Source organism: Nocardioides sp. Root1257 (genome assembly GCF_001425175.1).
GTDB lineage: Bacteria > Actinomycetota > Actinomycetes > Propionibacteriales > Nocardioidaceae > Nocardioides.
Genome location: NZ_LMDV01000009.1, coordinates 875560 through 888125 on the forward strand (window position 1 = coordinate 875560; position 12566 = coordinate 888125).

The 12566-nt window shown below is 71.2% G+C and carries 13 protein-coding genes; 3 read left to right on the forward strand and 10 right to left on the reverse strand.

Translation table 11 applies throughout. From position 1 onward, the window contains the following. The first annotated feature begins 73 nt into the window (after positions 1–73). On the forward strand, positions 74–1747 hold the full coding sequence (gene hutU, locus ASC77_RS18250) for a urocanate hydratase (RefSeq protein WP_056156225.1): 1674 nt from the start codon (positions 74–76) through the stop codon (positions 1745–1747). Here hutU and ASC77_RS18255 read toward each other — a convergent pair whose 3' ends face one another. Continuing rightward, a complete protein-coding gene (locus ASC77_RS18255) occupies positions 1748–2554 on the reverse strand; it encodes a hypothetical protein (protein ID WP_056156228.1) in 807 nt (268 codons plus the stop codon). It abuts the gene before it with no gap. A gap of 98 nt (positions 2555–2652) precedes the next feature. On the opposite strand from ASC77_RS18255, the gene ASC77_RS18260 reads away from it, so the two are divergent. Next, positions 2653–3663, forward strand: a complete 1011-nt coding sequence (locus ASC77_RS18260) for a M48 family metallopeptidase (protein WP_056156615.1) — start codon at positions 2653–2655, stop codon at positions 3661–3663. Continuing rightward, entirely contained in the window at positions 3627–3923 is a 297-nt protein-coding gene (locus ASC77_RS18265; protein ID WP_235547780.1) for a peptide methionine sulfoxide reductase, read from the forward strand. The genes ASC77_RS18260 and ASC77_RS18265 overlap by 37 nt, the downstream gene beginning before the upstream one ends. Here the strand turns inward: ASC77_RS18265 and ASC77_RS18270 are convergent. The 9 genes from ASC77_RS18270 to ASC77_RS18310 form a co-directional block, all read right to left on the reverse strand. Further along, a complete protein-coding gene (locus tag ASC77_RS18270) occupies positions 3911–5122 on the reverse strand; it encodes an RDD family protein (protein WP_056156232.1) in 1212 nt (403 codons plus the stop codon). The two genes, ASC77_RS18265 and ASC77_RS18270, sit on opposite strands and share 13 nt — an antisense overlap. 9 nt (positions 5123–5131) lie before the next feature. Next, positions 5132–5569: a D-aminoacyl-tRNA deacylase gene (gene dtd / locus ASC77_RS18275; protein WP_056156235.1), complete on the reverse strand. Its 438-nt coding sequence runs from the start codon at positions 5567–5569 to the stop codon at positions 5132–5134. Then, a complete protein-coding gene (locus ASC77_RS18280) occupies positions 5569–6435 on the reverse strand; it encodes an HpcH/HpaI aldolase/citrate lyase family protein (protein WP_056156238.1) in 867 nt (288 codons plus the stop codon). The genes dtd and ASC77_RS18280 overlap by 1 nt, the downstream gene beginning before the upstream one ends. Further along, positions 6435–7523 carry an HpcH/HpaI aldolase/citrate lyase family protein gene (locus ASC77_RS18285; protein ID WP_056156241.1) on the reverse strand — a complete coding sequence of 363 codons (1089 nt, stop codon included), beginning with the start codon at positions 7521–7523 and terminating at the stop codon, positions 6435–6437. Before ASC77_RS18285 ends, ASC77_RS18280 begins: the two co-directional genes overlap by 1 nt. 101 nt (positions 7524–7624) lie before the next feature. Continuing rightward, a complete protein-coding gene (locus tag ASC77_RS18290) occupies positions 7625–8470 on the reverse strand; it encodes a 3-hydroxybutyryl-CoA dehydrogenase (protein ID WP_056156244.1) in 846 nt (281 codons plus the stop codon). A 27-nt stretch (positions 8471–8497) separates the two neighbouring features. Further along, positions 8498–9034, reverse strand: coding sequence for a DUF1992 domain-containing protein (locus tag ASC77_RS18295; RefSeq protein WP_056156620.1), 537 nt, complete (start codon positions 9032–9034; stop codon positions 8498–8500). A 26-nt stretch (positions 9035–9060) separates the two neighbouring features. Then, the gene (locus tag ASC77_RS18300) at positions 9061–10521 is read right to left on the reverse strand and encodes an MFS transporter (protein WP_056156247.1); all 1461 of its coding nucleotides are present in this window, start codon (positions 10519–10521) and stop codon (positions 9061–9063) included. Next, the gene (locus ASC77_RS18305; protein WP_056156250.1) at positions 10518–11843 is read right to left on the reverse strand and encodes a M20/M25/M40 family metallo-hydrolase; all 1326 of its coding nucleotides are present in this window, start codon (positions 11841–11843) and stop codon (positions 10518–10520) included. Before ASC77_RS18305 ends, ASC77_RS18300 begins: the two co-directional genes overlap by 4 nt. A 64-nt stretch (positions 11844–11907) precedes the next feature. Then, entirely contained in the window at positions 11908–12552 is a 645-nt protein-coding gene (locus ASC77_RS18310; protein ID WP_056156251.1) for a nitroreductase family protein, read from the reverse strand. Positions 12553–12566 lie beyond the last annotated feature (14 nt).

Genomic DNA, 12566 nt, shown 5'->3' on the forward strand with positions numbered 1-12566 from the left:
GTCGTCTCGCATCCGAGACGGCCGGGGTCGCGGCGTACTGGCGGCGGCCCGCCCCACCTCGTTCACTGGTGCCATGGCCTCGAACCCGCTGCCCGAGAACCCACGGCTCCCCATCCACGCCGCCCACGGCACCGAGCTGACCGCGAAGTCGTGGCAGACCGAGGCGCCGCTGCGGATGCTGATGAACAACCTCGACCCCGAGAACGCCGAGCGTCCCGAGGACCTCGTCGTCTACGGCGGCACCGGCAAGGCGGCCCGCAACTGGGAGTCGTACGACGCGCTCGTCCGTACGCTCACCACGCTCGAGGACGACGAGACGATGCTCGTGCAGTCGGGCAAGCCGGTCGGCGTGATGCGCACGCACGAGTGGGCCCCGCGGGTCCTGATCGCCAACTCCAACCTCGTGGGCGACTGGGCGAACTGGGAGGAGTTCCGTCGGCTCGAGGACCTCGGTCTGACGATGTACGGCCAGATGACGGCCGGCTCCTGGATCTACATCGGCACCCAGGGCATCCTCCAGGGCACCTTCGAGACGTTCGCGGCCGTCGCGGACAAGAGGTTCGACGGGACGCTCGCCGGGACGATCACCGTCACGGCCGGTCTCGGCGGCATGGGCGGCGCGCAGCCGCTCGCCGTCACCATGAACGACGGTGTCGTGATCTGCATCGAGTGCGACCAGTCGCGCATCCAGCGCCGGATCGACCACCGCTACCTCGACGTCCAGGCCGACTCTCTCGAGCACGCGGTCAAGCTCGCGGTCGAGGCCCGCGACGAGCGCCGGGCGCTGTCGATCGGCGTCCTCGGCAACGCGGCCGAGCTGCTGCCGGCGCTGCTGGAGATGGACGCGCCGATCGACATCGTCACCGACCAGACCTCGGCCCACGACCCGCTCTTCTACCTCCCGGTCGGCGTGCCGTTCGAGGAGTGGGAGGCGCGTCGTACGTCGGACCCGGCGGGCTTCACCAAGGAGGCGCAGGCCGCGATGGCCGCGCACGTCCGGGCGATGGTCGAGTTCCAGGACAAGGGCGCCGAGGTCTTCGACTACGGCAACTCGATCCGCGACGAGGCCCGCAAGGGCGGCTACGACCGGGCCTTCGAGTTCCCGGGCTTCGTGCCGGCGTACATCCGCCCGCTCTTCTGCGAGGGCAAGGGCCCCTTCCGCTGGGCCGCGCTCTCCGGCGACCCGGCCGACATCGCGGCCACCGACAAGGCGATCCTCGAGCTCTTCCCCGACAACGAGCGGCTCCGGAAGTGGATCACCATGGCCGGCGAGCGCGTGCACTTCCAGGGCCTGCCGGCCCGGATCTGCTGGCTGGGGTACGGCGAGCGCCACCTGGCCGGCCTGAAGTTCAACGAGATGGTCGCGTCGGGCGAGCTCAAGGCGCCCGTCGTGATCGGCCGCGACCACCTCGACTGCGGGTCGGTCGCGTCGCCGTACCGCGAGACCGAGGCGATGCTCGACGGCTCCGACGCGATCGCCGACTGGGCGCTGCTCAACGCGCTGGTCAACACGGCGTCGGGCGCGAGCTGGGTGTCGATCCACCACGGCGGCGGCGTCGGCATGGGCCGCTCGATCCACGCCGGCCAGGTCTGTGTCGCGGACGGCACCGACGTGGCCGCGCAGAAGATCGAGCGGGTCCTCACCAACGACCCGGGCATGGGCGTCATCCGCCACGTCGATGCGGGCTACGACCGCGCCGCCGAGGTCGCCGCGGAGCGCGGCGTCCGGATCCCCATCTCCGAATAGTCATCGGCAGGAGCGCCCGGACGCGGCGGACACGCACGACTTGCGGGCCGCGTGCCGGGCGGACGGGGTGGGGGCGAGGCCGTTCGCGAGCACGGTGACCGAGCCGACGCCGGCGGTCCCCGACGTCGCGCTGCCTCCGTTGGCGCCGGAGGTGCAGCCGCCCGCCAGTGCGACGGTGTGGTCGCCGGCCGGCACCGCGTCCGCCGTGATGCCGGTGAGGTGGATCGCGGGGAACCCGGCGTAGTCGAAGCTGATCGTCACCGCCTCGCCGAGCTGCATCGAGCTCGACAGGATCGGCGTGCCGTCGACCTGGATCCACCACCGCACGAAGCTGGACGACGGGCACTGGAGCTGGCCGCTGCCGGTGAACTCGACGAGCAGCCGTCCCGTCTTCGTCGTGGTGAAGGTGGCGGTGGAGGTCGTGACACCGGCCGCCGGGAGGGTCGGGGTGGCGCCGAGACCGACCACCTCGTTGACCTCCGCCTTCGTCAGGTAGGAGGCGGCCGGTTGCCCGCCGAGGTTCGCGGCGTTGCCCGCGTTCGTGGCCGTCGTCGCGGTCTTGGCCTTCGGCGCCACCGCGATGATGTTGTTGGGCAGCAGCCCGGTGCGCTTGTCGGTGGCGACCAGCTTGCCCTTGCGGGCCTTGACGCTGGCCTTGGCGCCGACCGCGTGCTTGTGGTCCACGGTGTCGGCGTTGAGGGCCTTCGCGATGGCGGGACCGCCGGCGAAGCCGACGGACATGACGAGTGCGGCCGCGGACAGCACGACGGCGATCCGGTTGCCCCTGCGGGGTTCGGTGGTAGACATCTCCCCACCATCGGCGCGGCGGTGTCGAGCCGCATGCCCCGTTTGGGTTGTATCTGAAGACGCATCCCCTGCTCGCGTGATGTGCCACAGTGAACCGCGTGAGCCAGCAGCCGGCCCGTGCTCGGGCGACGTTGACCGACATCAGCTCCCGCGCGTGGGAGCACCCCGCCGATCGGGGCGCCCTCGTCGCCCTGCGGAAGCTGAAGGGCTTCGACTCGCTGCTCAAGGCGATGTCCGGCCTGTTCAACGAGCGCGCCGTACGCCTGGTGTTCCTCGGCTCCGCCATCCGCGTGGACGAGAGGCAGTTCGCCCGGATCCACCGCCTGCTCGGTGAGGTGGGTCGCATCCTCGACGCACCGGAGCTCCCGGAGCTGTACGTCGTCACCAACCCGATGCCGGGCGCGATGACGATCGGCATGAACAAGCCGATCATCGTGCTCAACTCGGGCCTGGTCGACCTGCTCGACGAGGACGAGCTCCGCTTCGTCGTGGCGCACGAGCTCGGCCACGCGATGAGCGGGCACGCCGTCTACCAGACGATGCTGCAGCGGCTGCTCCAGTTCAGCGGGGTGCTCACCGCGATCCCGCTGACCGGCCTCGGCGTCCGCGCGGTCGTCGCCGCCCTCTACGAGTGGTCGCGCAAGTCGGAGCTGTCGGCCGACCGGGCCGGGCTGCTCGCGACCCAGGACCCGGCGACCGCCTTCCGGGTGCACATGAAGCTCGCCAGCGGCGGCCACCTCGACGACCTCGACGCCACGTCGTTCTTCGCGCAGGGCCAGGAGTACGACGAGGCCGACCTGCGTGACTCGGTGCTCAAGATGCTGCTGGTCGAGAACCGCTCCCACCCGTTCCTCGTCGTCCGCGCGACCGAGCTGCGGCGCTGGGTCGACTCGGGGGAGTACACCGCGATCCTCGGCGGCGACTACCCGCGCCGCCAGGACGACGACCAGGCGAAGGTCAGCGACGCGGCGAAGGCGGCGGCCGCGAGCTACTCCGAGAGCTTCCGGCAGAGCCAGGACGCGGTCGGCAAGATGGTCCACGACGTCGCCGGCGTCCTCGGCAGCGTCAAGGTGTGGCTGGACGAGACGTTCCGGCGGGGCGAGGGCTGAGCTCGCTCCTCCCGCTCATCGAGCGGGTCCCGGACGGCTGGTCGTCGGCGACGTACGACGGCCGGCGGTACGGCGTGACCAAGACCCTGCGCGCCGACGGCCGCGCCGTCTCGGTGTACGCCGAGGAGCTCGGCGGCACCGACGTGGTGAGCACGAACGTCTACCTGACCGGCGACAGCGTGGAGCTGCGGCCCTGCGAGATGCCCGCGGAGAAGGTGCTCGCGTTCCTGCGTGACGCCGCCTTCGATCAGGTGGACTGACGCGCCAGGAACGCCGACAGCGGCCCCGGCATCTCGGCCGAGCGCTCACCCCAGTCGTAGACCGAGACGGTCCCAGCGACGAGGTCGTGCAGCGCCCGGTGCTCGCGCTGCACCAGGATCATCAGGAAGCCGATGCCGAAGAGCAGCGCACTGAACGGGAACGCCAGGGTCCGCACCAACGCCTGGCGAACGGTCAGCGGGCTCCCGTCCGCGCCGACGACCCGGATGCCGACGATGCCCTTGCCGAGGGTCCGGCCGGCGACGGCGTGCGAGCCGAACGAGTAGACGAAGGCCCACAGCGCGAGTGCGCCGAGGGCCAGCGGACCCTGACCGCTGAGGTCGGTGAGCGAGCTGCCGAAGAAGATGCCGGACAGGAAGGCGAGACCCGCGACGCCCAGCGTGTACGACGTGGTGATGATCGCGACGTCCGCCGCGGCCGACACGCCGCGGGTGACCGGCCCCGCGTAGTGGCCGCTCACCGACATCCGCCGGCGGTCGTCGAGAGCGCCGTCGTCGTGCGCCAGCAGCAGCGGCGGTCCGATCGGCTGGGCGTCGAGGTCGCGGCGCAGCAGCCGGTTGATGATCCGGTCGATGACGACGTCGAGCGCGACCAGCTGGCGGCGGACCAGGTCGAGCGCCGATCCGGCGAGCTGGTTGGTGCTCTCCGCGACCAGCTCGGGCACCCCGGAGCGGCGTACCAGCGCCTCCAGGTCGACGTCGGCCAGCAGCGCCTCGACGTCGACCTTGGCGAGCAGGGCGTTGAGGTCCACGCGGTCGAGCAGGGCGTTGATGTCGATGCGACCCATCAGCGCGTCCGGGTCGATCCGCGCCACCAGCTCGTCGGGGTCGACGCGCGCCAGCAGGGCGGCGACGTCCACCCGCGCCATCAGCTCGTTGGGGTCGACGCGCGCCAGCAGGGCCGCGACGTCCACGCGCGCGAGCAGGCGGTCGGGGTCGACCCGGTCGAGCAGGTCGTCCGGCTCGATGCGGTCCAGCAGGGCGTTGACGTCGACCCGGGCGAGCAGGGCGTTCATGTCCACGCGGGCCAGCAGCGCGTCGGCGTCGATGCGGTCGAGGACGGCGTTGACGTCGACCTGCTCGAGCACGATGTCGGGGTCGATGACGCCGACGACGCGCTCGGTCACACCACCGGTGATCCGGTGGAAGAGCCCTCGCCCCTCCGGGTGCGCGTCGGCCATGTGCCGACGCTAGCGGTCCGAGGGGCTCTGGAGAATCATCGTGATCGGCCCGTCGTTCACCGACGAGACCTGCATGTCGGCTCCGAAGGAGCCGGTCTGCACGTGGGCGCCGAGCTCGCGGAGGGCGGTGCACACCGCGTCGTAGAGCGGTTCGGAGACCGGGCCGGGCGCGGCCGCCTGCCAGGTGGGTCGTCGGCCCTTGCGGGCGTCGCCGTACAGCGTGAACTGGCTGATGACCAGGATCGGCGCTCGTACGTCGGACGCGGACTGCTCGTCGCGCAGGATGCGCAGGTCCCAGATCTTGCGGGCGACCCAGGCGACGTCGGCCGGTCCGTCGTCGTGGGTGACGCCGAGGTAGACGAGCAGCCCGGCGCCCTCGATGGCGCCGACGGTCTCGCCGCCGACCGTCACGCTCGCGCCGAGGACGCGCTGGACGACGGCGCGCATCAGCCCTGCAGGGCCTGGATCGCCTCGTGGATGTCGAGCGTGCGACGGGCCGACTCGACGTGGAGGTTCTCGACCATCCGGCCGTTGTAGGTCACGACCCCGCTGCCAGCGCCGTCCTCGAAGGCCTGGATCAACCCGCGGGCATCCTCGACCGCCCGCTCCGACGGTGCGAAGGCGCTGTTGGCGCCCTCGACCTGGCCCGGGTGGATCAGGGTCTTGCCGTCGAATCCCATCTGGCGGCCCTGCTCGCACTCGGCGAGGAAGCCGTCGACGTCCTTCACGTCGTTGTAGACGCCGTCGAGGATCGCGATGCCGGCGGCGCGGGCCGCGAGGAGCGCGGTGTGCAGGCTGGGCAGGATCGGCGCGCGGCCGGGCACGTGCTCGGCGTACAGCTCCTTGACCAGGTCGTTGGTGCCCATCACGAAGCAGGTCAGCCGCTCGGACGCACGGGCGATGCTGAGCGCGTCGAGGATGGCGACCGGCGTCTCGACCATCGCCCAGAGCTTGGTGTGGTCGGGCGCGCCGTACCGCTCCAGCGCGTCGACGAGCTGCGCGACCTCGGCGGCGCTGTTGACCTTGGGGACGACGACCGCGTCCGGCCCGGCCTGCGCGGCCGCCTCGAGGTCGGCGTCGTGCCACTCGGTGCCGATGCCGTTGGCGCGGATGGTGAGGGTACGGCGGCCGTAGTCGCCGCTCGCCACGGCCGCCGCCGCGGCCTCGCGGGCGCCGGGCTTGGCATCGGGGGCGACGGCGTCCTCGAGGTCGAAGATGACGGCGTCGATCGGCAGCGTCTTGGCCTTCTCCAGCGCCTTGGCGTTGGAGCTCGGCATGTAGAGGACGCTGCGCAGCGGGGTGAACTCGGACATCAGGCCTCGACCTCGATCGCGTCGTACGCCTTCTTGAGCTCGGGATCGATGGCGGCCAGCTGCTCGGCCAGCTCCACCATCACCAGGCACTGCTTGAGGGAGGCGTCGTCCTCCATCTTGCCGTCGAGCATCACCGCGCCGGTGCCGTCGCCCATCGCGGCGGCGACCCGGCGCGCGTGCGCGACGTCCTCGACGCTCGGGCTGAAGACCTTGTTGGCGATGGCGATCTGCTTGGGGTGCAGGCTCCACGTGCCGACGCAGCCGAGCAGGAAGGCGTTGCGGAACTGGTCCTCGCACGCCACCACGTCGCTGATGTCGCCGAACGGGCCGTAGTAGGGGTAGATGCCGTGCATCGCGCAGGCGTCGACCATGCGCGCGATCGTGTAGTGCCAGAGGTCCTGCTGGTACGTCGTACGCGCGGCGTCGTAGTCGGTGACGCCGAGGTCGTTCTTGGGCGGGTCCTGGCGCACGAGGTAGCCGGGGTGGCCGCCGCCGACGCGGGTGGTCTTCATCCGACGGTCCGCGGCGAGGTCGGCCGGGCCGAGGCTGAGGCCCTGCATGCGCGGGCTGGCGCCGCAGATCTCCTCGACGTTGGCGACGCCGCGGGCGGTCTCGAGGATGGCGTGCACGAGGATCGGCCGGTCCAGGCCGGCCTTCGCCTCGAGCTGCGCGAGCAGGCGGTCGACGTAGTGGATGTCCTCGGCGCCCTGCACCTTCGGGACCATGATCACGTCGAGCTTGTCACCGATCGCGGGGACCAGGGTCGTGAGGTCGTCCAGCGCCCACGGGCTGTCGAGGGAGTTGATCCGGGTCCACAGCTGGGTGGGTCCGAAGTCGGTCTTCTTCGCGATCTCGACGAGGCCCTCGCGGGCGGCGACCTTGTTGTCCGCCTTGACCGCGTCCTCGAGGTTGCCGAGCAGCACGTCGACCGTGCCGACCATGTCGGGGATCTTCGCGGCCATCTTCGGGTTGCTCGGGTCGAAGAAGTGGATCGCCCGGCTCGGCCTCGCCGGGATGTCCGTCAGGGGCGTCGGGGCCCCCACGGCCAGGGGTCGGAAGAAGTCCTTCGGGCTCTGCGATCCGCTCATGTCGCGGAACGTAGCAGCGGATCGCTACCCGCCGGTATGACGGATCTGACAGCCGGCACCCGTTTCCCCGGTCGACCGGTGAAACGGGTGACGGGCGGAACTCAGGCGTAGGTGTAGAAGCCGCGGCCGGTCTTGCGGCCGAGCAGGCCGGCGTCGACCATCCGCTGCAGCAGCGGCGGGGCGGCGTACAGGGGCTCCTTGAACTCGTCGTAGAGCGACTCGGCGACGGCCTTCGTGGTGTCCAGGCCGATCAGGTCGGCGAGGGCGAGCGGTCCCTGCGGGTGCGCGGCACCGAGCACGAGGCCGCGGTCGATGTCCTCCGCGGAGGCGAAGCCGGACTCGTACATCCGGATCGCCGAGAGGATGAACGGGATCAGCAGCGCGTTGACGACGAAGCCGGCGCGGTCCTGGCAGTCGATCGCCTGCTTGCCGAGAGATCCCTCGACCCACGCGCGCGAGCGGGCGGTCGTGTCCTCCGACGTCAGCAGCGACGGGACCAGCTCGACGAGCTGGAGCACCGGCACCGGGTTGAAGAAGTGGATGCCGATCACCTGGGTCGGGCGCGTGGTGACGACGCCGAGCTTCATGATCGGGATCGACGAGGTGTTGGACGCCAGGATCGCGTCCGGCGCCTCAACGATCGCGTCGAGCGACTTGAAGAGCGCGACCTTGGCCGCCTCGTCCTCCACGATCGCCTCGACGACGACCTCGCGGTCCGCCACGGCCCCGAGGTCGGTCTCGACCCGGATGAGGCCCAGCACGTCAGCGGCCGACGCGATCTTGCCCTTGGCCTCCGCGCGCTGCAGCGACTTCTCCAGCCTGCCGAGCGCCGCCTTGGCGGCGTCGTCGGACGACTCCACCACGACCACGTCGTGCCCGGCGCGCGCACTGACCTCGGCGATGCCCGACCCCATCAGGCCACCACCGACAACTGCCACGTTCTTCATCTGACTCCCTCTCGAGGCCCTCGGCCATCAGCGTCGATTCCACCAGTGCCGCCTCCGGGGCGGTGCGGCGGGTTCGCTCCGTGGGACGCGGCGGGCCTCGCGGCGCTCCCGCCAGGAGGCGACGGTCTCGTCGACGTCGCGCGGCATCGTGATCAGCGGCGGCCCGGCGGAGAGCGAGTAGCGCGCCCGGATCACGCGCTCGTTGAAGTCCTCGACCTCACGTCGTACGTCGCGCTCGACGTTGATCGCGTCGAGCCGCTCGTCGAGCTCGGCGTCCTCCTTGCGCAGCGCGATGCTGGGCGGCAGCACGGCGATCCGCTCGCGCTCGACGAGCTTCTTGAGCCACCAGTCGGGGTCGTGCTCGCTGCCGAGGCCCTCGATCGGCTTGCCAGCCCCGGGCAGGTTCTCGAACTCGCCGCGCTCCTGCGCCTGCCGGATCTGCAGGTCCACCCAGGTGTTCTGGTGCTGGATCCGGGCCGCCGCGGCCGCTCGGTCGGCCTCGCGGCTGCGCGGCTGCTCCGGCTCGTCGGGCTGGTCCTCGGTCGGGTCGTCGGTCGGGGGCATCGGGCTCACCTCCTGCCCCACCCAGGTTACTGAACCAGCGGGAGGGCCGGCTCCTCGGCGACGTTCTTGGGCAGCATCAGCAGGGCGAGGGCCGCGCACAGGGCGGCGACGGCGCAGACCGTCCAGACCGTGAGGTAGCCCGACAGCGGGGCGTGGCCCTCGGTCGGGTCGTCGATCGAGCCGGTCGCCGACAGCGCGATCGCGAAGATCGCCGACGCGATCGCGCCGCCGATCGTCTTGGTCGCGTTGGTCATGCCGGTGGCGAAGCCGGTGCGCTCCGGGGGTGCGGCGGCCGCCGCGGTCGCCGGCAGGGCCGCGACCAGGGCGCCGGAGCCGAGGCCGGCGACGGCCATGTTGATCAGCGCCTGCCAGGTCTCGTGGTGGAAGGGCAGCCACAGCGCGTACCCGATCGCGACCAGCAGCGACGACATCACGAGTGCACCGCGCGGGCCGAGCACCCGGGAGGTCAACGGGAGCGTGAAGGCACCGATCGCGAGGAAGATGACGTAGACGCCGATCAGCGTCGACACGAAGCCGGCGCTGGCGCCGAGGCCGTAGCCGGCGACGTCCGGATCGGTGCGGGCGAACGTCGACAGCGGGATCTGGGCGCCGAGCACCGACATGCCGAAGAGGAACGCCGTGAGCTGCACGGGCCACTGACCGGCGGTCTGCAGCAGGCGTACGTCGACCAGCGGCTCGGCCTGCGCGAGCTCGTAGCGGCCGAAGACGTAGAGCACCACCAGGCCGAGCGCGATCAGCGCCCACGGCAGCGGGCTGCCCGGTCCGTCCAGGCGAATGGCGATCAGGCCGCCCATCACGAGACCGATCGACGAGGTGATCAGCACCAGGCCACCGACGTCGATGCCGCCGGTGGCGGTGCCCTCCATGTCCTCGATGCCGAACCAGATGACGACGAAGCACAGCGTCACGGCGATCGCGGGGAGGGCGAGCAGCACCGTCATCGACGTCGCCTCGACCAGCGCACCGGAGGTGAGCGCCCCGATGATCACGGCCAGCTCGAGGGCACCGACCAGGATCGCGGCCGACCGCCGCGTGAGGTGGTTCTGGCGGGGAGAGCCCGCCGTGCGCCGGTAGATGATCGCGACCTCGAGCGGCAGCCAGACGACGTACGCGCCCTGCAGCGCCGAGCCCACCAGGAAGGTCGCGAACGACGGCGCGAACGCCATCACCCAGGAGCCCAGCGCCGTGACGGCGGTCGAGAGGAGCAGCACCTTCTTGTGGCCGACCAGGTCGCCCATCCGCGCGAGCGGCGGCACGACGAGGGCGGAGACGATCAGCTGCGCGGCTTCGAACCAGTTCACGTCGGCGTCGGCGATGCCGAGGTGGTCGGCGATGTCGCTGAAGATCGGCGTGTAGTAGCCCTGCAGGATGCCGCTGGCGAGCTCGACGCAGACCAGGAACCCGACGATCGCGAAGAGGCCCTTGGTCGCCGTCGCGGTCGGGCTCGGGCTCGGCGACGTCGTCATCCGGGGATCCTCTCGATCAGCAGCTGGTACCAGCGCACGCCGTCGACGAAGGCGTCGACCCCGAGGTGCTCGTCGTACGAATGGATCGACTCACGCTGCGCCTTGGTCATCCGGAACGGTGCGAACCGGTAGACCCGGGAGCAGATCTGGGTGAAGAACCGCGAGTCGGTGGCCGCCATCATGACGTACGGGGCGGGGATCGCGTCGGGAAAGACGTCGGCGATCGTGGACTCGATCAGGGCGAACGCCTCGTCGTCGATCGGGGAGATCGGGCTCGGCTCGTTCTCCTCGACGACGCTGATCTGGACCTGGTCGTCGGCGATCGTCTTGCGGACGTGCTCGAGCACCCCGGCGACGGTGTCGCCGACCATGATCCGGATGTTGACGCCGGCCTTGGCGGTCGAGGCGATCACGTTCAGCGCGGGCGAGCCCGAGAGGGTGGTGATCGCGAACGTCGTACGCGTCATCGCGGCCGGCTCGGGTCCGGCGGCGATCAGGGCGCGGGTCAGCACGGGTCGCAGCCGGCTCGCGTTGGCCATCAGCGGCCGCAGGGCCCGCGGGGCGTGCGGCGCCATCCGGCGGAACAGCTCGACGGTCGGGTCGGGGACGCTGGCGGTCATCGGGTTCTTGTCGAGGCGGGCCAGCGCCTTGGCGAGCCGCACGGTCGGGCCGTTCCTGGCGGGGGTCGAGGCGTGCCCGCCGCGGCCGTCGACGCGCAGCTCGAGCGAGGTGACCCCCTTCTCGGTGACGCCGACGACGCCGACCGGCACCGCCACCCCGGGGAACGCCTCGGCCGCGATCGCGCCGCCCTCGTCGATCACGAACCAGGGCGCGACGCCGCGGCGGGTGAGCTCCTCGACGGCCAGCACCGCCGACGTGCCGGACACCTCCTCGTTGCAGCCGAAGGAGAGCCAGACGTCCTGGGCGGGGGTGAAGCCCTGCTCGAGCAGCGTCTCGACGGCCACGCAGATCGCGACCAGCTCGCCCTTGTCGTCGAGGGTGCCGCGGCCCCAGATCGAGCCGTCGTGGATCTCGGCGCCGAAGGGCGGGTGCTGCCAGGGGGCGTCCTCCTCGACGGGGACGACGTCGAGGTGGGCCATCAGCACGACCGGCCGCGCGTCGCTCGCGCCAACCCAGTGGAAGAGCAGTCCGTGCGTGTCGACCCGGGTCAGCTCGAGACGCTCGTGCAGCAGCGGGAACTGGCGCGCGAGCTCGGCGACGAACGCGTCGAACGCCGCGACGTCGACGAGGTCGGGGTCCCGGTTCGAGACGGTCGGGATGCGGACCAGGGCTTGCAGCTTGGCGACGGCGGGATCGATCACGGACGGAGGCTATTCGTCTCGGATGTGAGACTGCAGGCTGGTGTGGCTCGTTGACCCGGCGGCACTACGCCGATGGACTGGGCTGGTGCTCCTGCCGAGTCCCCCACCGCCCGCGATGCACGACGTCCGTCGTCCGCTTGCGCGCGCGCCGCGTGGGGGAGCCCGCGGCGCCTGCGCCGTCGTCGACCGGGTGGTGGCCGATCGTCACGACGCCGACCGGGTCGAAGTCGCTGGGGATGCCGAACGCCTCGCGCACGGCCGCGTCCTTCTCGGGTGGCACGCCGATGAAGCAGGAGCCGAGGCCTGCGTCGGTCGCCGTCTGCAGGATCAGCAGGCTCGCCATCGCGGTGTCCATGTCCCAGAACGGCTTCGGCCAGCGCGCCTCGTCCTGGTCGGTCCAGCCCTTGTCGTCCTCGGCGTACCGCCGCAGGTAGGCGGCCTTGCTGGAGCACGGCAGGATCACGACCGGCGCCTTCATCATGCCGGTCAGCCACTCGTCGGGGTGGTCGATGTCGTCGGCGGTGGCGACCCAGAAGCGTCGTACGTCGTCGGGGGTGTCGAGCACCAGGAACGCCCAGCCCTGGCTGAACCCGGCGTTCGGTGCGCGGGTCGCGTTGTGCAGCGCGAGGTCGATGACCGCCGGGTCGACCGGGTCGGTCGAGTAGGTGCGGACCATCTTGCGGTGACGGACGACGTCCTGGAACTCCATGGCAGCCAAGGATA